The following is a 26,064-nucleotide window of genomic DNA, read 5'->3' as shown; positions in this document are numbered from 1 at the left end:
GCGGGGACGGGCGCTGCCCGGACCGAACGGCGCGGGGATCAGTGCGCGGCGGACTCCCAGTCGGGGCCGACGCCCACGGACACGTCCAGCGGGGCCCGCAGGTCGACGGCGGCGGCCATCTCGCGGCGCACCAGCTCCTCCACCTTCTCGCGCTCGCCGGGGGCGATCTCCAGCACGATTTCGTCGTGGACCTGGAGCAGCATCCGCGACTTCAGGCCGGCCCCGGCGACCGCCTTGTCCACCCGCAGCATCGCGACCTTGACGATGTCGGCGGCGGTGCCCTGGATCGGCGCGTTCAGCGCCATCCGCTCGGCGGCCTCGCGGCGCTGACGGTTGTCGCTGTTGAGGTCCGGCAGGTAGCGGCGGCGACCGAGGATCGTCGCCGTGTAGCCGGTGGCGCGGGCTTCCTCGACGACGCGGCCCAGATAGTCCCGGACCCCGCCGAACCGCTCGAAGAACGTCTCCATCAGGCCGCGGGCCTCGCCGGGCTCGATGTTCAGCTGCTGGGCGAGGCCGAAGGCGGAGAGCCCGTACGCCAGGCCGTAGGACATGGCCTTGATCTTGCGCCGCATCTCGGCATCGACCGCGGACCGCTCGACCCCGAACACCTGGGAGGCGACCGTGGTGTGCAGGTCCTCGCCGGACAGGAACGCTTCGAGCAGGCCCTCGTCCTCGGAGAGGTGCGCCATGACGCGCAGCTCGATCTGGCTGTAGTCGGCGGTCATGAGGGACTCGAAGCCCTCGCCGACGACGAAGCCGCGGCGGATGGCCCGGCCCTCGTCGGTGCGCACCGGCACGTTCTGCAGATTGGGGTCGGTGGAGGACAGCCGGCCGGTCGCGGCGACGGTCTGGCTGAAGCTGGTGTGCACCCGGCCGTCGGCGGCGACCGTCTTGACCAGGCCCTCGACGGTCACGCGCAGTTTGGCCTGCTCCCGGTGACGGAGCATGATCACGGGCAGTTCGTGGTCGGTCTGCGTGGCCAGCCAGGCCAGCGCGTCGGCGTCCGTGGTGTAGCCGGTCTTGGTCTTCTTCGTCTTCGGCAGGTCCAGCTCGCCGAAGAACACCTCCTGGAGCTGCTTGGGCGAGCCGAGGTTGAACTCGTGGCCCACCGCCGCGTGCGCCTCCTTGACCGCCTGCTGCACGGCCGCGGCGAACTGCTGCTCCATCGCCTCGAGGTGGCCCTGGTCGGCGGCGATGCCCGCCCGCTCCATCCGCGCCAGCAGCTCGGAGGTGGGCAGCTCCATGTCGTGGAGCAGCTCGGTTGCGCCCACCTCGGGCAGCTTGACCGCGAAGGCGTCGCCGAGGTCCAGGACGGCGCGGGCCTGCGCCATCAGGGCCTCCGCCTCGGCGGTGTCGTCGGCGCCGAAGGCGAGCTGCCCGTCGGCGGCGGCGGGCGCCAGCTCCCGGTGCAGGTACTCCTGGGACAGCACGTCCAGCGCGAAGGAGCGCCGGCCCGGCTTGACCAGGTAGGCGGCGAGCGCGGTGTCCATGGCGACCCCGGCCAGGGTCCAGCCGTGCTCGGGGAAGACGCGCATCAGGCCCTTGGCGTTGTGCACGACCTTGGGCTTGGAGGCGTCGGCGGCCCACGCGGCGAAGGCCCGGTCGTCGGCCTCGTCCAGCGCGGACGGCTCGAACCAGGCGGCGGCTCCCCCGGCCGAGGCCAGCGCGATCTCGGAGACGTTGCCGCTGCCCAGCGCCCAGCTGTCGACGGTGGAGATGCCGAGCGGGGCGCCCGCGTGGGCCTCCAGCCACGGCGCGAGCTCGCCGGCGCCGAGCACGGAACCGTCCAGCTCGACGGCGGCCGCCGCCGGGGCCGGGGCCTGCTCCTCGGCCGCGCCCGGGTCGACGGCGAGCAGTCGCTCGCGCAGCGAGGCGTTGCGGATCTCCAGTACGTCCAGGACGCCGAGCATCGCCGAGCGGTCGTAGGCGACGCGGGCCAGGTCGGCCGGGGTCTTGGGCAGGGCCACGTCCTTGACCATCTCGGTCAGGACCCGGTTGAGCTTCACGGCGTCCAGGTGGTCGCGGAAGTTCTGCCCGGCCTTGCCCTTGACCTCCTCGGCGCGCTCCACGAGCTCCGCGAACGACCCGAACTGGGTGATCCACTTGGCGGCGGTCTTCTCGCCGACGCCCGGGATGCCGGGGAGGTTGTCGGACGGGTCCCCGCGCAGCGCCGCGAAGTCCGGGTACTGCTGGGGGGTGAGCCCGTACTTCTCCTCGACCTTCTCCGGGGTGAAGCGGGTCAGCTCGGAGACGCCCTTGGTCGGGTAGAGCACGGTGGTGTGCTCGGAGACCAGCTGGAAGGAGTCCCGGTCGCCGGTGACGATCAGCACGTCGAACCCGAGGGCCTCGGCCTGCGTGGCCAGCGTCGCGATCACGTCATCGGCCTCGAAGCCGTCGACCGCGAACCGCGGCACGTTCATCGTGTCGAGGAGCTCGCCGATCAGTTCGACCTGCCCCTTGAACTCGTCGGGGGTCTTGGAGCGGTTCGCCTTGTACTCCGGGAACTCCGCCGAGCGCCACGTCTTGCGGGAGACGTCGAACGCCACCGCGAAGTGCGTGGGCGCCTCGTCGCGCAGCGTGTTCGCCAGCATCGACGCGAACCCGTAGATGGCGTTGGTCGGCTGCCCCGTCGCGGTCGTGAAATTCTCCGCGGGTAGCGCGAAGAACGCCCGGTACGCCAGGGAGTGCCCGTCCATGAGCATCAGGCGGGGGCGGTCCGCTGCGGTCGGCTGGTCGGTCTTCTTCGATGCTGAATCTGCCACGCCCCCGATCCTAGGCGGCCGCGGTGACAATTCCGGCGACGGCGATGTCCGGGGGCCGTGACAGGATCGAGGTGTATCCGCGTTTTCGTGCAGCACTGCCGCTGCGACGCGGGACTGCTCGACTGCTCGAAGGGGAGCGACATGGCGACCAAGCCGCCCGTAGGGGATCCCGTACAGGACGCACCCCAGGTGACGCCCCCCCAGCACGCGGCCGCGGGCCTGCCCGCCATCGTCCACACCATGAAGGTCGCGCAGCAGCAGATGGGCCTGGCCCGCACGGCCCGCACCCTCCTCAAGGTCAACCAGAAGGACGGCTTCGACTGCCCCGGCTGCGCCTGGCCCGAGGGCGACAAGCGGCACACCGCCGAATTCTGCGAGAACGGCGCCAAGGCCGTCGCGGAGGAGGCCACGCTGCGCCGGGTCACCCCCGCGTTCTTCGCCGCGCACCCGCTCGCCGATCTCGCCGCCCGCTCCGGCTACTGGCTGGGCCAGCAGGGCCGGATCACCGAGCCGATGTACCTGCCGCCGGGCGGCGACCGGTACGAGGCCGTGAGCTGGGAGCGGGCCTTCGAGATCATCGCGCAGGAGCTGGGGGCGCTCGGCTCCCCGGACGAGGCCCTCTTCTACACCTCGGGCCGCACCAGCAACGAGGCGGCCTTCCTCTTCCAGCTCTTCGTCCGCGAGTTCGGCACCAACAACCTCCCCGACTGCTCGAACATGTGCCACGAGTCCTCGGGCTCCGCGCTGAACGAGACGATCGGCATCGGCAAGGGCAGCGTCTCCCTCGAAGACCTCCACCAGGCCGACCTGATCATCGTCGCCGGCCAGAACCCGGGCACCAACCACCCGCGCATGCTGACCGCGCTGGAACAGGCCAAATCCGCCGGCGCGAAGATCATCTCGGTGAATCCGCTGCCCGAGGCCGGCATGGAGCGGTTCAAGAACCCGCAGAACCCCTTCGGCATGCTCAAGGGCACCCCCCTCAACGACCTCTTCCTCCAGATCCGCATCGGCGGCGACCAGGCCCTCTTCCGCCTCCTGAACAAGCTCGTCCTGGAGGCCGACGGCGCCACCGACGAGGAGTTCATCCGCGAGCACACCCACGGGTACGAGGAATTCGCGGCCGCCGCCAAGGAAGCCGACTGGGCCGAGACCCTCACCGCCACCGGCCTGACCCGCCCCGAGATCGAGCGCGCCCTGGCCATGGTCCTGGCCTCGAAGCGCACCATCGTCTGCTGGGCCATGGGCCTGACCCAGCACAAGCACTCCGTCGCCACCATCCGCGAAGTGGTCAACCTGCTGCTCCTGCGCGGCGACATCGGCCGCCCCGGCGCCGGCGTCTGCCCCGTGCGCGGCCACTCCAACGTCCAGGGCGACCGCACCATGGGCATCTTCGAACGCCCCGCGCCCGCCTTCCTCGACGCCCTCGACAAGGAATTCGGCATCACCTCGCCCCGCGCGCACGGCTTCGACGTCGTCCGCTCCATCGAGGCCCTGCGCGACGGCGAGGCCAAGGTGCTCTTCGCCATGGGCGGCAACTTCGTCGGCGCCACCCCCGACACCGAGGTCACCGAGGCCGCGATCCGCCGCGCCTCCCTGACCGTGCACGTCTCCACCAAGCTCAACCGCTCCCACGCGGTCACCGGCCGGCGCGCCCTGATCCTGCCCACCCTCGGCCGCACCGACAAGGACCTCCAGGCCGCCGCCCCCGGCAAAAAGGGCACAGCGCGGTTCGTCACCGTCGAGGACTCCATGGGCATGGTCCACGCCTCCCGCGGCAACCTCGCCCCCGCCTCCCCCCACCTGCTCTCCGAACCCGCGATCGTGGCCCGCATGGCCCGCGCCGTCCTCGGCGAGGCCTCCACGACCCCCTGGGAGGAGTTCGAGCGGGACTACGCCGCCATCCGCGACCGGATCTCCCGCGTCGTCCCCGGCTTCGAGGACTTCAACACCCGCATCGCCCACCCGGGCGGCTTCCGGCTGCCACACGCCCCGCGCGACGAACGCCGCTTCCCCACCAAGACCGGCAAGGCCAACTTCACCGCCGCCCCCGTGGAGTACCCGCGCGTCCCCGCGGGCCGCCTCCTGCTGCAGACCCTGCGCAGCCACGACCAGTACAACACCACCATCTACGGCCTCGACGACCGCTACCGCGGCATCACCGGCGGCCGCCGCATCGTCATGGTCAACCCCCAGGACGCCGCCGAGCTCGGCCTCGCCGACGGCTCCTACACCGACCTCGTCGGCGAATGGCACGACGGCGTAGAGCGGCGCGCCCCCGGCTTCCGCGTCGTGCACTACCCGACCGCCCGCGGCTGCGCCGCCGCCTACTACCCCGAGACCAACGTCCTCGTACCGCTCGACTCCACCGCCGACACCAGCAATACCCCGGCGAGCAAGTCCGTCGTCGTGCGCTTCGAGCCGGCCTGATAGAACGCCCCTAGTACAAGCAGGACAAGATGGTTAACGAACGTTGACGAACGGAGTCGGCCCATGGGCGAGCAGCAGGGCGAGCAGCACGCGGTGAAGTTCCCGCAGGAGGTCCTCGACGAGTACACGGCCCTGGGCATCGACCTGCCCTCGCTCTTCTCGGCGGGCGACCTCGGCAAGCGGATGGACATCCGGATCCTCGAAGCGTCCGCCGAGCGCGTCGTCGCCACCATGCCCGTCGAGGGCAACACCCAGCCGTACGGACTCCTGCACGGCGGAGCCTCCGCCGTCCTCGCCGAGACCATCGGCTCGGTCGGCGCGATGATGCACGGCGGCAGCACCAAGATCGCCGTCGGCGTCGACCTGAACTGCACCCACCACCGCGGCGCACGGTCCGGCCTGGTCACCGGCGTCGCCTCCCCCGTACACCGGGGCCGCACCACCGCCACCTACGAGGTCGTCATCACCGACGAGCAGGACCGCCGGGTCTGCACCGCCCGCCTCACCTGCCTCCTGCGCGACCTGAACCCGCAACAGGACGGCAACAACTAGCCGTTGCCCTCACAGCGACGCCGGTCTAGCGTTCCCGCATGGGATCCGGACCGGCGCCGCGGCGCGCCTTGGCCGCGGCGGCGACGGCGGCGCTGCTGGCCGCCGCACCGCTCGGCTGCGCCCCCGGCGACCCGCAATCTGCTAAACCCGCCCGCGGGCCAGCCGACCCCGGCGGCGTCCGGATCTCCGGAGCACCCGCACCCGGACATCACCCTCCCGCCCCTGCTCCCCGGCCTCCTGCCGGGCCTGGGCCTCAAGGCGGAAGACGTGGAGTGACGCACAGGGAGTGACGCGAGAGAGCAGCCGAGAAGCGCCGGCGGGACGATCCAGCCCCGTCGGTGCTTCTCGGCTGCTCTCTCGCGTCCGCTACTGCGCGCCGACTCCGCGCCAACTGCGCGTCAGAAGAAGACGGAGCGCCGCTGCACCAGCAGCTTGTACAGCGTGTGCTGGATCTGCTCCCGGACCTGGTCGGTCAGGTTGAACATCAGCATCGGGTCCTCCGCCGCCTCCGGCGCGTAGCCCGCGGTGTGGATCGGCTCCCCGAACTGGATCGTCCACTTCGTCGGCAGCGGCACCGCCCCGAGCGGACCCAGCAGCGGGAACGTCGGCGTGATCGGGAAGTACGGGATCCCCAGCAGCCGCGCGAGCGTCTTCGCGTTGCCGATCATCGGGTAGATCTCCTCCGCCCCCACGATCGAGCAGGGCACGATCGGCGTCCCGGCCCTCAGCGCGGTCGACACGAAGCCGCCCCGCCCGAAGCGCTGGAGCTTGTACCGCTCGCCGAACGGCTTCCCTATCCCCTTGAAGCCCTCGGGCATCACGCCCACCAGCTCCCCGGCCTCCAGCAGCCGCTGCGCGTCCTCCGCGCAGGCCAGCGTGTGGCCGGCCTTGCGCGCGAGCTCGTTGACGACGGGCAGCATGAACACCAGGTCCGCCGCCAGCAGACGCAGGTGCCGCTCGGCGGGGTGGTGGTCGTGCACGGCCACCTGGAGCATGAGCCCGTCCAGGGGCAGCGTCCCGGAGTGGTTCGCCACGATCAGCGCGCCGCCCTCCTTCGGGATGTTCTCGATGCCCTTGACCTCGACCCGGAAGTACTTGTCGTACAGCGGCCGCATCAAGGACATCAGGACCTGGTCCGTCAGCTCCTTGTCGTAGCCGAAGTCGTCGACCTCGTACTCCCCGGTGATCCGGCGCCGCAGGAACGCCAGGCCGCCCGCGATCCGCCGGTCCCAGCCCTCGCCGCCCGCGCGCGCGGGCTCCGGCTCGGGCGCCGCGGCGACCGCCGGCTCCATCGCGGGCTCCGCCTCCGGGGCGACGCGGACCCGCCGGGGCGGCCGCCGCCGCGGCCGGTCCTCGTCGAACGGGATGACCTTGGCGTCCGCCACTATCGCTTCGCTCCCTCAGCCACGGCCTCTGTCCCGGCCTCTACGTTCAACAGCCCGGCCACCCGGTCCACGGCCCGGCCCACCCGCTCGGGGGGCAGCAGCCCGCTCCCCCGGCTCCGCGTGAAATCGGCGAAGGTCTCGGCGGTGGTGTACATCGGCTCGAATCCCAGCACCTCCCGCATCTGCGAGGTCTGCACGACCCGCCCGTGCGTGAGGAGCCTTATCTGCTCGGGCGAGAAGTCGGTCGCCCCGACCGCGCGCAGCGCCGAGCCCACCCAGGTCACGGCGGGCAGCAGCAGCGGCACCGCCGGCCTGCCCAGGCGGCGTGCGCACTGCGAGAGCAGCAGCACCCCGTCCCCGGCGATGTTGAAGGTCCCGCTCGTCCCGCTGTTCAACGTCCCGCCACCGCGCTGGGGTTCCTGCGCGGCGAGCTTGAGCACTTCCAGCACGTCGTCCTCGTGGACGAACTGCAGGCGCGGGTCGTAGCCCAGCACGGTCGGGATCAGCGGCATGGAGAAGTACTCGGCGAGCGCGGAGTCGGCGAAGGGGCCGAGGATGTTCGCGAACCGCAGGACGCACACGGCGACGTCCGGGCGCCTGCGCGCGAAGCCCCGTACGTACCCCTCGACCTCCACGGCGTCCTTGGCGAATCCGGCCGCGGGCAGGGATTTGGGCTGCGTGGTCTCGGTGAAGACGGCCGGATCCCGCGAGGTGCCCCCGTACACACTGGTACTGGACTTCACCACGAGCCTGCGTACCGTCGGGGACTTCTGGCAGGCTCCGAGGAGCTGCATCGTCCCGATGACGTTGGTTTCCTTGACGGTGGCGTAGGAGCCGGATCCGGCTCCCGTGGCGGCACCCCCGGTGACCGCCAGGTGGACCACCGTGTCCACCGCGTTCTCTGCCAGCACCCGGGCGATGCCCGACTGCCTGATGTCCGCGCGGACGAACTCGGCCGATCCCAGCCGGTGCGGCGGCGTCACCGCGTCGACCGCGATCACCCGCTCGACCTCCGGGTCGCGCTGGATGCGCCGTACGAAACGGCCTCCCAGCTGCCGGGCAGCCCCGGTAACGAGCACGACCTTCCCCACGAGCTCAGCGCCTCCCTCGAAGAAGTCCCCCGGCTGCACCGCAGCCCCTCCACCAGAATGGTGGAGGGGCTGCGGAGAACACGTACAGCTGCCGTTTACTTCTTGTTACGGCGCTGCACGCGGGTGCGCTTGAGCAGCTTGCGGTGCTTCTTCTTGGCCATCCGCTTACGCCGCTTCTTGATAACAGAGCCCACGACTACCCTCGCTCACTTCTCGGAACACCCCCGCGTCAGCGGGGATCTCGGTGCGGGGCGTCTGGGCCCACACGACCTACGTCGGCCTAGCCTACCCGCCCGAGCTCTGAGCTTGTAATCCGGTGCCTCCGAAGGGCTTCCACGGGCTCCCGACCCTTGTCCTCAGGCCGATTCCACCCCCACGAAGGACTCGCGGAGGTACTCGTGCACCGCGTTCTCGGGGACCCGGAAGGACCGGCCCACCCGGATCGCGGGCAGATGACCGTTGTGCACCAGTCGGTACACGGTCATCTTCGACACTCGCATCACCGAGGCGACCTCCGCCACGGTCAGGAACTGAACCTCACTGAGAGGCCTCTCGCCAGCAGCCATGACACACCTTGACCTTCCGCGCATGACGGGCACCGGCTTCCCCTCCGGTTACGCCCCGTCGTCGCACGCTCACTCCCCAGAGTAGGGGCGTGTGGTACGAGTGGGGAAGAGGAGCTACGGCCACTCCTGCGGGCCCGACAGACTCGCCCGATTGAGTACATAGCGAGTGAGGGGCCGGTAGTAGTCCGCGCGCACCGCGTCATCAAGCGGAACCACCACCGACACCCGCCCCTCGGCCTCCCCCACGAACAGCGCCGGATCATCCGTGTCGGCCAGCCCGATCGCCTCCACACCGAGCTGACCTGCCCCGCAGACCCACCCGTGGTCCCCCACCACCAGCGCCGGCAGCGGCCCGCCGGCCTCCGCCAGCGCCCCGAGCGCGATCCGAACCGGCAGCGGCGAATGGGTGTGCGCGCCGGTCGCACTCCCGGGCGGGTGCACGCCGTCTTCCCGCACCAGTGCGACCCCCCGTACGTAATCGATGCGGTGCGGGCGTAGACCGAACCGGGTCTGCATGTCGACGGCGGCCCCCCGCGCCGGAGTGAGGACATCACATCCGGCCGCCGACACCGCCTCGGCCAAAGCGGCGTAGAAGCCCAGGAGCCGGTGCGGGTGGCCCGTCGCGAACAGCACGGGTGCCCGCGCCGCCACGGCCGCGCGCAGCCGCTCCGCGAAGGCGTCGAGCCCCGCGACCGTGAGCTCCGGATCGATCACGTCCGGCCCGCTGACGTGCGCGGGATCCGCCGAGACCCCGCACTTGTCCGCCATCAGCCTCAGCAGGTCACCCTCGCCCCAGCCCCATTCCGGATCCAGACCGAGGAGCACCCGGGGGTCGCGCGCGGCGAACAGCCGGTAGCTGCGCAGGCTTTCCTCCCGGGAGGTCGCGACGGGCCCGGCCAGGCGGGCGGCCAGCAGATGCGCACGCAGGGCGCCGGTGCTCAACACGCTGTCGATGCTGCCCCAACCGAACTGGCGGATCATCAATTACCGGCAATCGCACCACCGTTGGCGTAACGGCAGACGTCGCCGCGGCAAGATCCGCGCACCCGTCAGGTGAGCATCCCGCGCAGCGGGAACACCGCCCGCCGCGTGGCCAGGACCGCCTGGTCGATCCGGTCCGCCGGATCGTAACCGGCATCCCAGTCCGGCCACTGCGGCACCCGCCCGTCCGTCATCCGTGCCGGAGCCAGCTGGCGGGTCCTCGCGTACACCTCGTCGCGCCACGAGGCCGGAACCGCCGTCTCCGGATCGATCGGCTTGTGCCCGGCGATCGCCACCAGGTGCGTCCACGAGCGCGGTACGACGTCCACGACCGCGTACCCGCCGCCGCCGAGCGCCAGCCAGCGGCCGTCCGCGTGGGCGTGCGCGAGCTCGTGGCAGGCCTCCTGGACCGCCCGTTGGGCGTCCAGCGACACGGCCAGGTGCGCGAGCGGGTCCTCGAAGTGGGTGTCGGCCCCGTGCTGGGTCACCAGCACCTGCGGCCGGAAGTCCGCCAGCAGCTCGGGCACGACCCCGTGGAAGGCCCGCAGCCAGCCCTCGTCCCCGGTCCCGGCCGGCAGCGCGATGTTCACCGCCGAGCCCTCGGCGGCCGGCCCGCCCGTCTCCTCCGGCCAGCCGGTCTGCGGGAACAGCGTCCGCGGGTGCTCGTGCAGGGACACGGTCAGCACGCGCGGGTCGTCCCAGAAGGCCGCCTGCACCCCGTCGCCGTGGTGGACGTCCACGTCCACGTACGCGACGCGCTCGGCCCCGAGCTCGAGGAGCCGCGCGACGGCCAGCGCCGCGTCGTTGTACACGCAGAACCCGGCCGCCCCGCCCGGCATCGCGTGGTGCAGCCCGCCGGCGAAGTTCACGGCGTGGTCGGCCTCGCCGCGCCAGATCGCCTCGGCGGCCGCCACCGACTGCCCGGCGATCAGCGCGGACGCCTCGTGCATCCCGTGGAAGGCCGGATCGTCGGTGGTCCCGAGCCCGTACGAGCCGTCGGCGGCCCCGGGGTCGGCGGACACCTCGCGCACGGCCGCCACGTAGTCCTCGCGGTGGACGAGCCGCAGCGTGGAGTCACCGGCCTGCCGCCCGGCCCGCACCTCCATCGCCCGGTCGAGCCCGAAGGCCCGTACCAGGCCCATGGTCAGTGCCAGGCGCACCGGGTCCATCGGATGGCTAGGCCCGAAGTCATACTTCGTTACCGCCTCGTCCCACATCAACAACCCGCGGCCGCTCATGCCCGACACCGTATCGGGCGGTCCCCGTACCGAACGAGCGGGCATGGAAAAGAGTGACGAGGACGAGCACCATCGGCACGAGCATCGCGGCCCGGTAGTTCCAGACGTCCCCGATCCCGCCGACGAGCGGCGCGCCGATCAGGAACCCCACGTAGTTGAAGATGTTGAGCCGCGCGATCGCGGTGTCGGAAGCGTGGGGGAAGAGCCTGCCCGCGGCGGCGAAGGTCTGCGGCACGATCACGCACAGCCCGATCCCCAGCAGGGTGAAGCCGAGCATCCCCGCCCACGCTCCGGGGGCCGCGGCGACCACCGCGAACCCGCCGGCGGCGACGACCGTCCCGATCCGTACGACGGCCACGGCCCCGAAGCGGCGCACTCCGAGGTCGCCGACGGCCCGGCCGAGCAGGGTGGTCACCATGTAGACGTTGTAGGGGACGGTCGCGAGCTGTTCGGAGGAGCCGAGGACGTCCTGGAGGTACTTGGCGCTCCAGTTCGAGACCGTCGAGTCCCCGATGTACGCGCACGCCATCACCAGGCACAGCGGCAGCAGCAGCTTGAACCCGCCGGGGCCCAGCCCCTTCTCCGCGCCGGCCGCCGCCGCCTTGGCGTCCTGGTCCACGTAGAAGCGGCTGGCGAGGAGCGCGAGCGGCAGCAGGATCACGACGGCCGGCAGGTAGGAGGTGAACAGGTCGAGGTGCCAGTGCGCCCCCGCCCACGCGGCGGAGGCGCCGAGGATGCCGCCCAGGCTGTAGGCCGCGTGGAACCCCAGCATGATGCTTCGCCCGTACGCGGCCTGCAGGCTCACGCCGAGCATGTTCATCGACGCGTCGAGCGCGCCCACGAACAGCCCGAACGCCCCGAGCGCCAGGGCCACGTGCCACATCTCGCTGCCGGCGCCGACCCCGAGCAGCGACAGCAGGACCAGCGGCTGCGCCCACCGCAGTACGGTGCTGGGCGCGACACGCTTGACCAGGTGCTCGGTGACGACGCTGGACACCCCGGCGAGGATCGGCACGGCGGCGAGGAAGACGGGCAGCAGCCCGTCGGATATCCCGTACCGGTCCTGGATGGCGGGGATCCGCGTCACGAGGAGCGCGAAGGCCACGCCCTGCACGAAGAAGCTGAACCCCAACGCCCCGCGCCCGCGGCCCAGCCGCGCGTCTGCTGTCATGGCGGCACAGCGTAGGCGCCGCTCCTACCGGTGGGTAGAGCGATCACGTATCGATCTGGTCAGTGACTGAAACCGCCCTGACCGCCGGCGTAGCCGCCCTGGTACCCGCCCCCCTGGCTCTCGTGGCCGCTCTCGTGGCCCTGCAGGCCGAGCAGCCCGAGCAGCTGTCCCATGTCGCCGAAGTACCCGGTGGCGCCGGGCAGCCGCTCGGCGGGGACCATCGCCGTGTACCCGAACACGGCCATGCCCGCGGCGAGGGCGGCCTGGACGCCCAGTGGGCTGTCCTCGACGACCACGCACCGGGCGGGGGCCACGCCCATCTGGTCGGCGGCGTGCAGGAACAGGTCCGGGGCCGGCTTGCCCTTGCCGACGTCGTCCGAGCTGAAGATCCACTCCTCCTCGAACCACTCGTCGAGCCCGGCCGCCCGGTGGCCGACCCGGATCCGCTCGTGGCTCCCGGAGGACGCGAGGCAGTACGCCGTGCCGGTCTCGACCAGCGCCGCCAGCACCCCCTCCACACCGGGCACGGGCTTGAGCTCCCGCTCGAAGGCCGCGAAGGTGCGGGCGTGCAGCGTCGTGTCGAAGTCCCCCGGCAGCGACTGCCCGGTCCGCTCCAGCACGAGGTCGTGCACCCGGTGCACGGCGGCCCCCATGTAGTCGCGGAGCGACTCCTCGTACGAGGTCGGGTGCCCCAGCTCGGTCAGGTACCCGGCGAGGATGCTGTTGGCGAGCGGCTCACTGTCCACCAGCACGCCGTCGTTGTCGAAGATGACGAGGTCGTAGCCCATGCGACAACCCTACGAGCCGTCAGTGCAAATCCGTCCGGACCCCATGCCGGGCATCCGCAGGACATCGAAAGATCCTGAGCTCCCCACCGCGCCCTGTTTCCCGAGGAGCCCGTCACCCATTGCGGTGCGGAACCGACATCACCCGGACCGCCTCGCCGAATCCCCGACCACGCCGCGCGAACCCCGGTCCAGCGGGCGTTCGGGGGATACACGGGCCGGATCCGGCGCGTTTTCCGCCCCGCCGGGGCATCCCTTGGTGGAACGAAAGGGAGACATGATGCCGCTCTATCTATCGAGCTTCAGCTACACACCGGAGACTTGGGCGAGGATGATCGCCCACCCCGAAGACCGTTCAAAGGCTGCTCAGTCGTACATCGAGTCCGTTGGCGGGAAGCTCCACGGCTTCTGGTACGCCTTCGGCACGCACGACGGCTACAACCTGTGGGAGGCTCCCGACAACGTGTCCATGGCCGCGGTCGCGCTGGCGATCGGCGGAGGCGGCGCGCTCAGCTCGTTCGAGACGACAGTCCTCCTGACCGTCGAAGAAACCATGGATGCCCTGTGCAAAGCCGAACGAGTCCAGTACCGGGCGCCGGGCACATAGCGATCCGGGGCGATGCTCTGACCGGCTTCCTGGTCGAGCGCACCGAGGTGGCGGCATGACCGAGCGCCTCAACCTCGGCAGTCACGTGGTCGAGGTGGAACTGCAGATCGATCAGGTCACCATCGTGAGCTCGGCCGAGGTCACCGCCACCGTACGCTGCATGCTCGGGCCGGTTCGCTGCGGTGCCCGCTTCGACCGGATCCGCGACTCGGCAGAAGCCATCGACCTGGAACTGATGCAGATCCTCGCCTACTTCGGACGCCCGGTCCGGGAACTCGACCCCGTCCACACCGCACTCGTGACCCTCCGGGGCACAGGGATCCAACTCCTGACGTCGGCCACCCCGCGCTTCGGCTGGCAGACCATCCGAGGGACCAACCCACCGCCATGACCAGGCGCTCGACGGGGTCACCCGCCGGCCGGTACGGGGGTGGCGATGTGGCCGTAAACGCAGAAAAGCCCCGCACCGAACCCCAAAGGGCTGGTGCGGGGCTTTCCCACAATGATTGTTCGGCGGCGTCCTACTCTCCCACAGGGTCCCCCCTGCAGTACCATCGGCGCTGAAAGGCTTAGCTTCCGGGTTCGGAATGTAAACCGGGCGTTTCCCTAACGCTATGACCACCGAAACACTATTCCCACGCAAGGAGATCCAGATGAGTACCCCGCCGCCCCCCAGCCAGCCGCCGCCCGGCGGGGGGTCCTGCGGCGCGCCGAAACCGCCGGACGGCGGCTGGCTGGGGGGCGGCGGGGTACTCATCTGGATCTCCTTGCGTGGGAAACGCGGCCTTCAGGGGGAGCGCTCACTTGCCGAAGACCATCAGGAACTTCTCGTTCTTGTTCTGTGCGAGCAGGTGGGAGGCCGAGAGGAAGAGCCGGCCGTCCGCGTAGTCGATGACCGGGGAGTAGAAGGAGCTCTCCACCGTGGACGCGGGGCCGGAGGGGTTGCGCAGGACGGCTGTGGGGGTGCCGCCGGCGGCCGGGACGGTGAGGACCTCGCCGCCCCTCTCGCCCTCCGCCTTGCGGTAGACGACCAGTTGGCCGCCCGCCGCCTTGAGCGGGGTGAGGGTGCGGCCCTCGCCGGCCGGGGTGCGCCACTTCTCCTTGCCGGTGCCCAGGTCGAAGGCGACGACCTCGTTCGCCTTGTTGTCGTCGACCGAGGTGGACAGGTAGAGGGTGTTGGCGTCGACCCGCGAGGAGCCGCAGCCCTGCAGGGACCGGTCGAAGGATCCGCCGCAGCCGACGGGGAAACTGCCCTCGCCCGAGACGGTGGTGCGCTGCTTGCCGTCGGGTCCCAGGACCACGATGGAGCGCTCCTTGCCCTCGGTCTTGCCGAGGTCGAGGACGATCGGGTCCAGCGAGTAGACGGCCTTGACCTGGAAGCCCTTGGGCAGCTTGTAGGTCCAGGTGTTCTTTCCGGTGGCCAGGTCGGCGTCCATGACCTCGACGGTCTTGTCCGCGTCCAGGCAGGTCGCGATGGCGATCATCTTGCCGTCGAGCGCGACGAAGTCACCGGGCTGGCAGCCCTCGGCCCGCTTGTTGTCGAAGAGCTTGTCCCCGGTGCTGACCTTGAAGGCGCTGCTCATGCCCACCCGGTTGACGACGAGGGTGTCCCCCGCGATCGCGAGCTCCGGGCCGCTGAAGCTGTCGAAGAGTCCTTCCTTCGGGACCTCCTTCGACCACCCCTCCTTGCCGTTCTTGAGGTCGATCATCCGCATCTGGTTGCAGGTGGCGGTGTCGGACTCGCCGTCCTTGTACAGGACGACGGTCTTGCCGTCCGCGGTCTGGTCGGTGACTGCGCAGATCAGGGTGGGGAGGGTGAGGGTCCACTTCTCCTTGCCGTCCGCGATGCCGTAGCCCGAGACCGACTTCCAGACCGTCTTGACGACGGTGTCGCCGACGATCCACTGCCCCTTGGAGTCGACGCCCGAGCCGGGACCGTCGATCTTGCTGGTCTTGAACCAGAGGACCTTGTCCTCGCCCTGCTTGCGGCCGGCGTTGAGGTCTTCCTCGTCGCCGCTGCCGTTGCCGCTGCCGTCGCCCTTGTCCACGGAGGGCGAGGGCGAGGCCTTGTCGTCGGCGGGCGCGGTGGAGTCCTGCGCCACGGGCTGGTCCTTGACCTTGCCGTCGTCCTTGACGAAGGCGAAGTAGCCGCCGACGCCGAGGACGAGCACGCCGGCGACGGCGGCCGCGATCACCACGGCGAGCTTCTTGTTCGGCTTGCCGGGCGGCGCCGGCGGCATGCCGGGGGCACCGGGGGCGCCGGGCGGCATGTTCGGGGGCGGCGGCGGGAAGCCGTAGCCGCCGGGCGGCTGCTGGCCGTACGGGCCCTGCGGCGCGCCCTGCTGCGGCGGCTGCTGCGGCTGCGGCTGCGGCTGCGGCTGCGGCTGCGGCTGCTGGGCGTACGGGTTCTCGCCTTGCTGCGGGTAGCCGTAGCCCGGTTGCGGCGGCCCGGGCAGGTGCCCGTAACCGGAAGGTGTCGGCGGCTGGTTCGGCGGCTGGGGCGGCTCGGTCATCAGCGCATACCTTCGGCGTCGGGTGGTCGGAGGATGCCCTTTCTATCACTGACGGGAAGAAGTGGCCGGGCCGGTCCCGCCCCTGTGCCCAAGGGAGGACCGGCCCGTGATGCCGCCGTTATCCGGCCAGTTGGGGCGGGGTGCCCCCGGAACTCACGCCTCCTCGGCGAGCTCCAGCCAGCGCATCTCCAACTCGTCCCGGTTCGAGATGAGTTCCCGCAGCTCGGCGTCGAGCTTGGCGACCTTGTCGAAGTCGGTGGAGTTCTCGGCGATCTGGGCGTGCAGGCTGGTCTCGCGGTCCGACATCTTGTTGAGCTGCCGCTCGATCTTCTGCAGCTCCTTCTTCGCGGCGCGCGCGTCCCCGGAGGCCGAGGACTTGCCCGCGGCGGCCGGCGCGGGCGCCGGGGCGGCCGCGTCGATCATCTTGCGGCGGCGCTCCAGGTACTCGTCCAGGCCGCGCGGCAGCATCCGCAGGCTCGCGTCGCCGAGCAGGGCCATCACCGTGTCGGTGGTGCGCTCGATGAAGAACCGGTCGTGCGAGATCACGATCATCGAGCCGGGCCAGCCGTCGAGGAGGTCCTCCAGCTGGGTCAGGGTCTCGATGTCGAGGTCGTTGGTGGGCTCGTCGAGGAACAGGACGTTGGGTTCGTCCATCAGCAGGCGCAGGATCTGCAGCCGGCGCCGCTCGCCGCCGGAGAGGTCGCCGACCGGCGTCCACTGCTTCTCCTTGGTGAAGCCGAACTGCTCGCACAGCTGGCCTGCCGTCATCTCGCGGCCCTGGCCGAGGTCGACCCGGTCGCGGACGCGCTGGACGGCCTCCAGGACGCGCAGGGACGGGTCGAGCTCGCCGACTTCTTGAGAGAGGTAGGCCAGCTTGACGGTCTTGCCCACGGTCACCGTGCCGGCGGCCGGCTGGACCTCGCCCTGGGTGCGGGCGGCCTCGCCGAGGGCCCGCAGCAGGGAGGTCTTGCCGGCGCCGTTGACGCCCACGAGGCCGACGCGGTCGCCGGGGCCCAGGTGCCAGGTGAGGTGCTTGAGGAGGGTCTTGGGCCCGGCCTGGACGGTCACGTCCTCCAGGTCGAACACGGTCTTGCCGAGGCGGGCGTTGGCGAACTTCATCAGCTCGGACTTGTCGCGCGGCGGCGGCACGTCGGCGATCAGCTCGTTGGCGGCCTCGATGCGGTAGCGGGGCTTGGAGGTCCGGGCCGGGGCGCCGCGGCGCAGCCAGGCGAGCTCCTTGCGCATCAGGTTCTGCCGCTTGGACTCCTCCGTCGCGGCGATGCGGTCGCGCTCGGCGCGGGAGAAGACGTAGTCGCTGTAGCCGCCCTCGTACTCGTGGACTTCGCCGCGCTGGACGTCCCACATGCGGGTGCAGACCTGGTCCAGGAACCACCGGTCGTGCGTGACGCAGACGAGCGCGGAGCGGCGCTCCTGGAGGTGCTTGGCCAGCCAGGAGATGCCCTCGACGTCGAGGTGGTTGGTGGGCTCGTCGAGTACGAGGAGGTCCTGGTCGGCGATGAGCAGCTGGGCGAGCGCGATGCGCCGGCGCTCGCCGCCGGAGAGCGGGCCGATGACGGTGTCGAGGCCCTGTCCGAAGCCGGGCAGGTCGAGGCCGCCGAAGAGTCCGGTCAGGACGTCGCGGATCTTGGAGTTGCCGGCCCACTCGTGGTCGGCCATGTCTCCGATGATCTCGTGCCGGACGGTGGCCTTGGGGTCCAGGGAGTCGTGCTGGGTGAGCACGCCCATCCGCAGGCCTCCCGACTGGGTGACCCGGCCGGTGTCGGGTTCCTCCAGTTTCGCGAGCATGCGGATGAGGGTGGTCTTGCCATCGCCGTTGCGGCCGACGACACCGATCCGGTCCCCCTCGGATACGCCGAGGGAGATGCCGTCGAGCAGGGTACGGGTGCCGTACACCTTGCTGACTGCCTCGACATTGACCAGGTTGACGGCCATCAGGAGCGCTCCAGGGAAGGGGTGTGGATCAGCCCCTCAGCCTAACCCTCCGCGAAGTGCCGGACCGTTCCACCAGGAGCCACCCGCCGAGGGCCATGGCGATCGCGGCGGGCGCGGTGACCGGGAGGGCGATCAGGGTGGCGCTGTGCCCGTCCAGGAGTCCGCCGAGACCGGTCACGGACAGGCCGAGGACGCCGAGCAGGCAGAGCACGGTGCCGGCGGCGGCGCGGGGTCCGGAACCCGCGGCGGGGGCCGGGGCCGGATCCTGGGACCGATCCGCGGCCGGGGCGCGCGGGCCGGGGGCCTCGAAGCGCCGGAACACCGCGACCAGTACGCAGGTCAGCACGGCGGCCGCGAGGAACCTGACGGGCACCTGGGCCCACCAGGCGGCTCCGGCGGGCTCGGGCAGGGGGATGCCCAGGCCGAGCTGGGCGGCGTAGACGGCGAGCATGGCGGTGAGGTGCCAGAGGAAGGCGGTCATGGCGACCCCGTTGGCGCTGACCACGGCGCGCCAGACGCGGGGCCGGGCCAGCCACGCGGCGGCGGGTGCCCTGAGCAGTTCGACGGCGCCCACGAGCCAGAGCGCGTGGGCGAGCAGGGCGAGGGTGGGCGGGGCCATGTTGGAGACCTTCTCGCCGGGCATCCCGACCATGGAGAGGGGGTACGGCCCGTACGCCACCAGCGCGAGCGCCCCGGCCAGTCCGGCGGCGGCCAGCGCGCCGGGGCGGCGGATGCGGCCGTCGGCGCGCAGGAAGCCGAGCTGGTGGACGGCCAGCCAGACGAAGGCGAAGTTGAGGAACTCCGCGTACGGGACGCCTCCGGCGAACCGCAGGACGTCGACGGCGGCGGCGGCCGCGGCCAGCGCGGCGAAGGCGGCCCAGCCGTGCCGCTCGTGCAGCGCGAGCAGGGGCGGGGTGAGGGCGACCATCGCGAGGTAGATCCCGATGAACCACAGGGGCTGCGTGACCAGCCTGAACGCGGCCCCGGACAGGTTCCCGCCGCCCGCTCCGAGCAGCTGCGCGGTGAGGGCGGCGGCGGTCCAGACGGCGACGAAGACGAGGGTCGGCCGCAGCAGCCGTCGGAGCCGGGCCCGCAGGAAGGCGGCGTAGACGGGGCCGTCGGCCGTGCGGGCGAGGGAGCGGTGGGAGAGCGCGTGGGAGAACCCGCCGACGAAGAAGAACACCGGCATGACCTGCAGCGCCCAGGTGAGGACCTGGAGCGGCGGCACGATCGCGAGCAGGTTTCCCATGCCGCCGGTGCTGACGGCGGCCATCAGCCAGTGTCCGGCGATGACGGTCCCGAGCGAGGCGACCCTGAGCAGGTCGACGTACCGGTCCCGCGTGGCGGGGGTGGCGGCGGCGATTTCGCTTGCGCTGGCTCCCATGCCCCTACGCTCCCGCGCGGGCCGGGGCCGCGACAGGGCGCGGCTACTCAGCCCGGGCTGAGTACCGTCGCACCCGGGGCCGGGCTCGTGGCCACGTGGGTGCTGCGGCAGGTCGGCGAGGCGTCGAGGGCCGCCGCCACCTTCGCCGCGGACTCGGCGTCGCGGACCAGGAAGGCCGTCGTCGGGCCCGAGCCGGAGACCAGGGCGGCCAGGGCTCCGGCGTCCGTGCCGGCGGCCAGGGTGTCGGCCAGCCGCGGGCGCAGCGACAGGGCGGCCGGCTGGAGGTCGTTGGCCAGGGTGGCGGCCAGCGCGTCCGGGTCGCCGGAGGCCAGGGCCGCGAGCAGCGCCGGGGAGGCCTGCGGGGCGGGGACCCCGGTGTCCGCGGTGAGGCGGTCGAACTCGCGGAACACCGCCGGGGTGGAGAGCCCGCCGTCGGCGACGGCGAACACCCAGTGGAAGGCTCCGGCGGCCACCGGGGTCAGGATCTCGCCGCGGCCGGTGCCGAGCGCCGCCCCGCCGACCAGGCTGAACGGCACGTCGCTGCCCAGCTCCGCGCAGAGGGCGAGGAGGTCCTCGCGCGGGGTGTCCAGGCCCCACAGCGCGTCACAGGCCAGGAGGGCGGCGGCGCCGTCCGCGCTGCCGCCGGCCATGCCGCCGGCCACCGGGATGCGCTTGTCGATGTGGAGGTGGACGGCGGGGGTCAGCCCGCTGCGGGCCGCGAGGATCTCGGCGGCCCGGGCGGCGAGGTTGGTGCGGTCCAGGGGGACCTTGTCCGCGTCGGGGCCGGTGCAGGTGACCTTCAGGGTGTCGGCGGGCGCCGCGGTGACCTCGTCGTACAGCGACACGGCCAGGAAGACGTTCGCCAGGTCGTGGAAGCCGTCGGGCCGCGCCGCGCCCACCGCGAGCTGGACGTTGACCTTCGCGGGGACCCGTACCGTCACGCTCACAGCGCGGGCCTCAGCGGCGCGGGCTTGTGCTCGGCGATCGCCGCGAACTCCTCGACGGTCAGGGATTCGCCGCGGGCCTGCGGGGAGATCCCGGCCGCGACGAGCGCGGCTTCGGCGCCCGGCGCCGATCCGGCCCAGCCGGACAGCGCCGCGCGCAGCGTCTTGCGGCGCTGGGCGAAGGCGGCGTCGACGACCGCGAAGACCTCGGCCTTGGACGCGGTGGTCTTGACGGGCTCCGCCCGGCGGACCAGGGAGACGAGCCCGGAGTCGACGTTCGGCGCGGGCCAGAAGACGTTGCGGCCGATGGAGCCGGCCCGCTTGACGTCCGCGTACCAGTTGGCCTTGACGGAGGGGACTCCGTACACCTTGTTGCCGGGCTTGGCGGCGAGCCGGTCGGCGACCTCCGCCTGCACCATGACCAGGGTCCGCTCGATGCTGGGGAAGCGGTCGAGCATGGTCAGCAGCACCGGCACGGCCACGTTGTACGGCAGGTTCGCGACGAGTGCGGTCGGCGCCGGGCCGGGCAGCTCGGTCACGAGCATCGCGTCGGAGTGGACCAGCGCGAAGCGGTCCTTGCGCCGCGGCATGCGGGCCTCGATGGTGGCGGGCAGCGCGGCGGCGAGGATGTCGTCGATCTCGACGGCGACGACCCGGTCCGCGGCTTCGAGCAGGGCGAGCGTCAGCGAGCCTAGGCCGGGTCCGACCTCGACGACCACGTCGTCCGGGCGGACCTCGGCGGTGCGCACGATGCGGCGCACCGTGTTGGCGTCGATGACGAAGTTCTGGCCCTTCTGCTTCGTCGGCTTCACGCCGAGTACGGCGGCCAGCTCCCGGATGTCGGCCGCGCCGAGGAGGGCGGAGGCCTCGGGCGCGGAGGTGGCCTCGGGCGAGGCCTCGGACGAGGTCTCGGGATGCTCGGACTCGGGCTGCTGCTCTGCTGTGCTCACCGATAAAGGGTACGGCCGCAGTGCGGCCACGGACTCGCCCCCCGCTGCACGTAGAGCTTCTTGGCGCGGTACGTCTGTTCCGGGCCCGGCGCGTCCTGCGGGCGGCCGCTGCCGCCGAGGGACTGCCAGGTCCGTACGTCGAACTGGTAGAGGCCCCCGTAGGTCCCCGAGGGGTCGGTGGCGGCGGGCCGCCCGCCGGATTCGCAGCGGGCCAGCGCGCCCCAGTCCAGGCCGTCGGCGCCGGCGACGGAGTTCGGCAGCGGCTTGGTGCCCACCTTGACGAGCTGGTCGACGGGTTCGCGGACGGTCTCCTCGGCGATGCGGCGGGGCTTTTGCCCGACCCCGTTGACGGTGCGCAGGCTGTAGGTGACCCGGCGGGCCCCCGGGCGCCCGGAGCGCTCCACGACCTCGGTGCCGGCGAAGAGGGAGGCGTCCTTGACCTTCTCGGTCTCGTACGGGATGCGCTCCTCGCGGATCTCGCGGGTGCCGGTGATGCGCAGGACGGTGACGGTCTGGCCGTCGCGCGGGAAGGCGCCGGGGGGCACGGAGGTGGTGTCCTGGCCGCGGAGCGTGATCCCGGCCTGGTCGAGGGCTTCGCGGACGGTGGCGGCGTTGGTGCGGACGAGGCTCTCGCGGCCGTCTGCCATGAAGGTGATGCTGCGTTCGGTGCGGACGGCGAGGGCGAGGCCGGTGCGCGGGACGGGGGCGGTGCGGGGGGCGGAGAGGTGGGCGCCCTCGGCGCGGATGCCGAACTGGCGCAGCGCGCCGTCCACGGTGCGGGCCGTGGTCCACACGTCGCGGTGCTCTCCGTCGAGGGTCAGGCGCAGCGGGCGGCCGTAGCGGACGACGATCTCGTCGCCGTCGTCGAGCGCCTCTCCCCTGGCCGGGGCGACGAGGTCGTGGGGGCCGACGCCGAGGCCTTCGGCGGCGAGCAGTGCGTCGACGTCGTCGGCGAAGGTGTGCAGGGTCTGCGGGACCCCGTCCACGGTGAGGCGTACGGCCTTGTCGGCGGCGACGAAGGCGGTGGTGCCGCCGGCGAGGAAGGCGACGACGAGGGCCTGGGGCACGATCCGGCGCCAGCTGTCGCGGGGCGCCCCGGCGGCGCCCCGGCGGCGCCGGGTGCGGGGGCCGCTGGCGGGCCCGGCCGGCGGGGGCACCGTGTCGAGCCGGCCCCTGCGGCGTCCGGTGCCGGTGCCGATGCCTGCGGGGGCGGGGACCGGGGCCTGGCCCGCGCCGAGATCGACGCGCTGCTCGCCCAGGGCCGTACGCCGGTCCTCGTCGGCGGGTCCGGCCTGTACGTGCGCGGCGCGCTCGACGCGATGGACTTCCCCGGGACCGACCCCGAGGTCCTGGCCCGGCTGGAGGCCGAGGCCCCCCTGCGCGGCCCCGGCGCCCTGCACGCCCGGCTCGCCGGCGCCGACCCGGCCGCCGCGCCGGCGATCCTGCCCCGCCACCGCCGCCATCCGCGAGACCGGCGGGAAGCCCAGCTGCGACCGCTCCGCGAGCTCCCGCACCGCGTGCCCGACGGGGTCCCACCGCACCAGCGCCTGGACCGGCCTCAGGGTCGGCTCCGCCACCACCACGACCTGCCCCTCGCCCCGCACCAGCGAGGCCGCCGCGATCCAGCGCCGCAGCGCGTCCTCGCCCGCCCGCAGATCGGGCCGGGTCAGCATGGCCCAGCCGTCCAGCAGCAGCGCCGCCGCGTACCCGGCGCCCGCCGCGACCGGCTCCGCGCCGGGCGTGCACACGACCAGCGCGGGCCGGTCCGGCACCTCGTCCAGGACGTGGTCGCGCCCGGAGGTCCGTACCGGCACCGCCGGAAACGCACGCCCCAGCTCCTCCGCGGTGCGCCGGGCGCCGACCACCTGGGCCCGCAGCCGGAACGACCCGCACTCCTCGCAGTGCCAGGCGCTCTCCTGGCGCCCGCACCAGCCGCAGTGCAGGTCCCGCTCGTCGGGGGCCTCCAGCGGCCCCGCGCAGACCGTGCAGCGGGCCGGCGTGCGGCACCGCTCGCACGCCAGGCGGGGCACGTAGCCCCGCCGGGGAACCTGGACGAGGACGGGCCCGGTCTTGAGACCCTCCCGCACGGTCTCCCACGCCAGGCTCGGCAGCCGCGCGGTCCGCGCCGCGCCGTCCCGGGCGAGCAGTTCGTCGCCGACGGTCCGGATCCGGGGCGCGTACGTCCGTACCGTCTCCCGGTCGGCGGCCAGCGGCCGGGCCCAGCCGGACTCGACGAGCTGCGCGGCCTCCACCGTGCAACTGGTGCTCCCGGCCAGGAAGGCGCAGCCGTCGGTGACCGCGCGCAGCTCCAGCACCTCCCGGACGTGCGGGAAGGGGGCGCGGTCGTCGCTGTGGCTGGAGTCGCCGTCGTCCCAGATCGCGACCAGTCCGAGGTCCCGTACGGGCGCGAACATCGCGGCCCGGGTGCCGACGACGGCCCGCACCGATCCCCGGCTGACGGCGAGCCACTGCCGGTAGCGCTTCTCGGGCCCCGACTCGGCGGTCAGCAGCGCGTGCCGGCCCTCGCCGAGCAGGGCGGTCAGGGCGGCGTCGACGCGGGCCGCGGTGCGCCCGTCGGGGACCACGGCGAGGGCCCCGCGGCCGGAGGCCAGGGTCGCGGCCATGGCGCGGGCCAGTTCGTCGGCCCAGCCGGGGCCGGGCAGCGCGGTCCACACGGCGCGCGGGACTCCGCCGGTGGCCAGGGCCCGCAGGAAGGCGGGGCCCGATCCGTACCGCTCCCAGCCCGCGGGCTCGGGCGCGGCGGGCGGGGGCAGCGGTTCGGGGGACGGCTTGGCCTCGGCGCGGGCGCTGCGCGCGGGCAGCGCGAGCTGGAGCACGTCGGCGAGGCTGCCGGCGTACCGGTCGGCCACGGCGCGGGCCAGGGCGAGCATGCGGGGGCCTAGGACGACCTCGGGCGAGACGACCTGGGCGAGGGCCGCGAGCGCGCCGTCGTAGTCGGATTCGGCGCGGCGCTCGACGACGAAGCCGTCGATGAGCCCGCCGCCCTCCCGGCGGCCGCCGTGGACGCGGTGGGATCCGGCGCCGAAGCGGACCCGGACGCGGACGCCCGGCCGGGCGGACTCGGAGAGCTCGGCGGGAACCGCGTAGTCGAAGAGCCGGTCGAGGTGGAGCACGCCCTTGTTCACGAGGACGCGGGCGACGGGCAGGTCCTCGGCGACGGCGGCTCCGCGCCAGGTCCGCGGTTTGGCCTTGGGCGCCTTGGCCTTCGCCTCGGCGACCATCTCCCGCATCAGCGCGAGCTGCTCCGGCGGGCCGCCGGGCCCGTCCCCGCCCCGCTGCCCGGTTTCGTTCGTGCTGCTCACACCCGCATTCTTACCAAACCCCACCGACAGCGGCCGGATCCGGCCGCGCCCGCCCGCTTTCCCACGGGCACGCGCGAGGCCCCGGACCGTGGGGTCCGGGGCCTCGCGTCACGGGCTCTGGTGCTTAGAGGCCGACGGCGGCGCGCAGCGCGTCGACGCGGTCGGTGCGCTCCCAGGTGAAGTCCGGCAGCTCGCGGCCGAAGTGGCCGTACGCGGCGGTCTGGGCGTAGATCGGGCGGAGCAGGTCGAGGTCGCGGATGATCGCGGCGGGACGCAGGTCGAAGACCTGGCCGATCGCGTCCTCGATCTTCTGCACGTCCACCTTGTGGGTGCCGAAGGTCTCGACGAACAGGCCGACGGGCTCGGCCTTGCCGATCGCGTACGCGACCTGGACCTCGCAGCGCGAGGCGAGGCCCGCGGCGACGACGTTCTTCGCGACCCAGCGCATGGCGTACGCGGCGGAGCGGTCGACCTTGGACGGGTCCTTGCCCGAGAAGGCGCCGCCGCCGTGGCGGGCCATGCCGCCGTACGTGTCGATGATGATCTTGCGGCCGGTCAGACCGGCGTCGCCCATCGGGCCGCCGATCTCGAAGCGCCCGGTCGGGTTGACCAGCAGCCGGTAGCCCTCGGTCTCCAGCTTGATGCCGTCCTCGACGAGCTGCGACAGCACGTACTCGACGACGAACTCGCGGATGTCCGGAGCCAGCAGCGAGTCCAGGTCGATGTCCGCGGCGTGCTGCGAGGACACGACGACGGTGTCGAGGCGGACGGCCTTGTCGCCGTCGTACTCGATGGTGACCTGGGTCTTGCCGTCGGGACGCAGGTACGGGATGGTCCCGTTCTTGCGGACCTCGGACAGCCGCTTGGAGAGCCGGTGCGCGATGTGGATCGGCAGCGGCATCAGCTCGGGGGTCTCGTCGCAGGCGTAGCCGAACATCAGGCCCTGGTCGCCGGCGCCCTGCTTGTCGAGCTCGTCCTCATCGCCCTCGACGCGCTTCTCGTAGGCGGTGTCGACGCCCTGCGCGATGTCCGGGGACTGCGCGCCGATGGACACCGACACGCCGCAGGAGGCGCCGTCGAAGCCCTTCTTCGAGGAGTCGTAGCCGATCTCCAGGATCTTGTCGCGGACGAGCTGCGCGATCGGCGCGTACGCCTTCGTCGTCACCTCTCCCGCGATGTGCACGAGACCGGTGGTGATGAGGGTCTCCACGGCCACGCGCGAGGTCGGGTCCTCGGTGAGGAGCGCGTCGAGGATGGTGTCGCTGATCTGGTCAGCGATCTTGTCGGGGTGACCCTCGGTCACGGACTCCGAGGTGAAAAGGCGACGGGACACAACGCTCCCTGGGGTTGCAGCGGCTGCTGGCTGAATCATTGGCGGAACCACATCGGAGGCTGCGCCCGATCACGTTCCGGATGCAGTTTATCGGTC

General features: G+C 72.3%; 20 protein-coding genes, 1 rRNA gene and 2 pseudogenes. 5 read left to right on the top strand and 18 right to left on the bottom strand.

The window, feature by feature from the left end:
• Positions 1-38: 38 nt before the first annotated feature.
• Positions 39-2,762, bottom strand: coding sequence for a DNA polymerase I (gene polA, locus DRB89_RS35175; protein ID WP_112449755.1), 2,724 nt, complete (start codon positions 2,760-2,762; stop codon positions 39-41).
• A gap of 141 nt (positions 2,763-2,903) precedes the next feature.
• Here polA and DRB89_RS35170 point away from each other — a divergent pair, with 141 nt between their 5' ends.
• Positions 2,904-5,192: an FdhF/YdeP family oxidoreductase gene (locus DRB89_RS35170; protein ID WP_112453591.1), complete on the top strand. Its 2,289-nt coding sequence runs from the start codon at positions 2,904-2,906 to the stop codon at positions 5,190-5,192.
• A gap of 63 nt (positions 5,193-5,255) precedes the next feature.
• A complete protein-coding gene (locus DRB89_RS35165; RefSeq protein ID WP_112449756.1) occupies positions 5,256-5,744 on the top strand; it encodes a hotdog fold thioesterase in 489 nt (162 codons plus the stop codon).
• Between the two features lie 398 nt (positions 5,745-6,142).
• On the opposite strand, the gene DRB89_RS35155 is transcribed toward DRB89_RS35165, so the two are convergent.
• The 8 genes and pseudogenes from DRB89_RS35155 to DRB89_RS35120 form a co-directional block, all read right to left on the bottom strand.
• A complete protein-coding gene (locus DRB89_RS35155; protein ID WP_112449466.1) occupies positions 6,143-7,129 on the bottom strand; it encodes a lysophospholipid acyltransferase family protein in 987 nt (328 codons plus the stop codon).
• The gene (locus DRB89_RS35150; RefSeq protein WP_112453534.1) at positions 7,129-8,220 is read right to left on the bottom strand and encodes an NAD-dependent epimerase/dehydratase family protein; all 1,092 of its coding nucleotides are present in this window, start codon (positions 8,218-8,220) and stop codon (positions 7,129-7,131) included. The genes DRB89_RS35155 and DRB89_RS35150 overlap by 1 nt, the downstream gene beginning before the upstream one ends.
• Before the next feature lie 95 nt (positions 8,221-8,315).
• Positions 8,316-8,414, bottom strand: coding sequence for an AURKAIP1/COX24 domain-containing protein (locus DRB89_RS35145; protein WP_003948845.1), 99 nt, complete (start codon positions 8,412-8,414; stop codon positions 8,316-8,318).
• Between the two features lie 162 nt (positions 8,415-8,576).
• Positions 8,577-8,786: a helix-turn-helix domain-containing protein gene (locus tag DRB89_RS35140; RefSeq protein ID WP_162688852.1), complete on the bottom strand. Its 210-nt coding sequence runs from the start codon at positions 8,784-8,786 to the stop codon at positions 8,577-8,579.
• Between the two features lie 114 nt (positions 8,787-8,900).
• Complete coding sequence (locus DRB89_RS35135; RefSeq protein WP_112453533.1) at positions 8,901-9,731, bottom strand: phosphatase; 831 nt, start codon at positions 9,729-9,731, stop codon at positions 8,901-8,903.
• 104 nt (positions 9,732-9,835) lie between these two features.
• Positions 9,836-11,005, bottom strand: coding sequence for an acetoin utilization protein AcuC (locus tag DRB89_RS35130; protein WP_112449464.1), 1,170 nt, complete (start codon positions 11,003-11,005; stop codon positions 9,836-9,838).
• Positions 10,956-12,176 carry an MFS transporter gene (locus DRB89_RS35125; RefSeq protein WP_112449463.1) on the bottom strand — a complete coding sequence of 407 codons (1,221 nt, stop codon included), beginning with the start codon at positions 12,174-12,176 and terminating at the stop codon, positions 10,956-10,958. The genes DRB89_RS35130 and DRB89_RS35125 overlap by 50 nt, the downstream gene beginning before the upstream one ends.
• 149 nt (positions 12,177-12,325) lie before the next feature.
• Positions 12,326-12,964, bottom strand: a pseudogene (locus DRB89_RS35120) (HAD family hydrolase); the annotation flags it as partial.
• Positions 12,965-13,241: 277 nt separating this feature from the next.
• Between DRB89_RS35120 and DRB89_RS35115 the strand changes: the two are divergent.
• Both DRB89_RS35115 and DRB89_RS35110 read left to right on the top strand, forming a co-directional pair.
• Positions 13,242-13,568, top strand: coding sequence for a GYD domain-containing protein (locus DRB89_RS35115; protein ID WP_112453532.1), 327 nt, complete (start codon positions 13,242-13,244; stop codon positions 13,566-13,568).
• 55 nt (positions 13,569-13,623) lie between these two features.
• Positions 13,624-13,959: a hypothetical protein gene (locus DRB89_RS35110; protein ID WP_112449461.1), complete on the top strand. Its 336-nt coding sequence runs from the start codon at positions 13,624-13,626 to the stop codon at positions 13,957-13,959.
• Between the two features lie 117 nt (positions 13,960-14,076).
• Here DRB89_RS35110 and rrf read toward each other — a convergent pair.
• From rrf to DRB89_RS43355, 7 genes are all read right to left on the bottom strand, one after another.
• Positions 14,077-14,194: ribosomal RNA gene (gene rrf / locus DRB89_RS35105) — 5S ribosomal RNA — on the bottom strand.
• 174 nt (positions 14,195-14,368) lie between these two features.
• On the bottom strand, positions 14,369-16,081 hold the full coding sequence (locus DRB89_RS35100; protein ID WP_112452072.1) for a PQQ-binding-like beta-propeller repeat protein: 1,713 nt from the start codon (positions 16,079-16,081) through the stop codon (positions 14,369-14,371).
• 153 nt (positions 16,082-16,234) lie between these two features.
• The gene (locus DRB89_RS35095; protein ID WP_112452071.1) at positions 16,235-18,034 is read right to left on the bottom strand and encodes an ABC-F family ATP-binding cassette domain-containing protein; all 1,800 of its coding nucleotides are present in this window, start codon (positions 18,032-18,034) and stop codon (positions 16,235-16,237) included.
• 28 nt (positions 18,035-18,062) lie between these two features.
• Positions 18,063-19,418, bottom strand: a complete 1,356-nt coding sequence (locus DRB89_RS35090; RefSeq protein WP_112452070.1) for an acyltransferase family protein — start codon at positions 19,416-19,418, stop codon at positions 18,063-18,065.
• Positions 19,419-19,465: 47 nt separating this feature from the next.
• The gene (locus DRB89_RS35085; protein WP_112452069.1) at positions 19,466-20,365 is read right to left on the bottom strand and encodes a 4-(cytidine 5'-diphospho)-2-C-methyl-D-erythritol kinase; all 900 of its coding nucleotides are present in this window, start codon (positions 20,363-20,365) and stop codon (positions 19,466-19,468) included.
• Positions 20,362-21,201, bottom strand: coding sequence for a 16S rRNA (adenine(1518)-N(6)/adenine(1519)-N(6))-dimethyltransferase RsmA (rsmA, locus tag DRB89_RS35080; protein ID WP_112454120.1), 840 nt, complete (start codon positions 21,199-21,201; stop codon positions 20,362-20,364). Before rsmA ends, DRB89_RS35085 begins: the two co-directional genes overlap by 4 nt.
• 107 nt (positions 21,202-21,308) lie before the next feature.
• Entirely contained in the window at positions 21,309-22,298 is a 990-nt protein-coding gene (locus DRB89_RS43355) for a resuscitation-promoting factor (protein WP_239516907.1), read from the bottom strand.
• Between DRB89_RS43355 and DRB89_RS45265 the strand changes: the two genes are divergently transcribed.
• Positions 22,212-24,215: a tRNA dimethylallyltransferase gene (locus tag DRB89_RS45265; RefSeq protein WP_343234852.1), complete on the top strand. Its 2,004-nt coding sequence runs from the start codon at positions 22,212-22,214 to the stop codon at positions 24,213-24,215. The genes DRB89_RS43355 and DRB89_RS45265 overlap by 87 nt on opposite strands.
• Here the strand turns inward: DRB89_RS45265 and DRB89_RS45260 are convergent.
• Positions 24,189-24,554, bottom strand: a pseudogene (locus DRB89_RS45260) (primosome assembly protein PriA); the annotation flags it as partial. The gene DRB89_RS45265 and the pseudogene DRB89_RS45260 overlap by 27 nt on opposite strands.
• 205 nt (positions 24,555-24,759) lie before the next feature.
• Positions 24,760-25,968, bottom strand: coding sequence for a methionine adenosyltransferase (gene metK / locus DRB89_RS35050; protein ID WP_112452488.1), 1,209 nt, complete (start codon positions 25,966-25,968; stop codon positions 24,760-24,762).
• Between the last annotated feature and the right edge of the window lie 96 nt (positions 25,969-26,064).

Origin of the sequence: Streptomyces sp. ICC4 (genome assembly GCF_003287915.1) — a bacterium.
Taxonomy (GTDB): domain Bacteria; phylum Actinomycetota; class Actinomycetes; order Streptomycetales; family Streptomycetaceae; genus Streptomyces; species Streptomyces tritrimontium.
The sequence above is the reverse complement of the archived record's forward strand: the minus strand, read 5'-3'. Positions and strand labels throughout refer to the sequence as shown.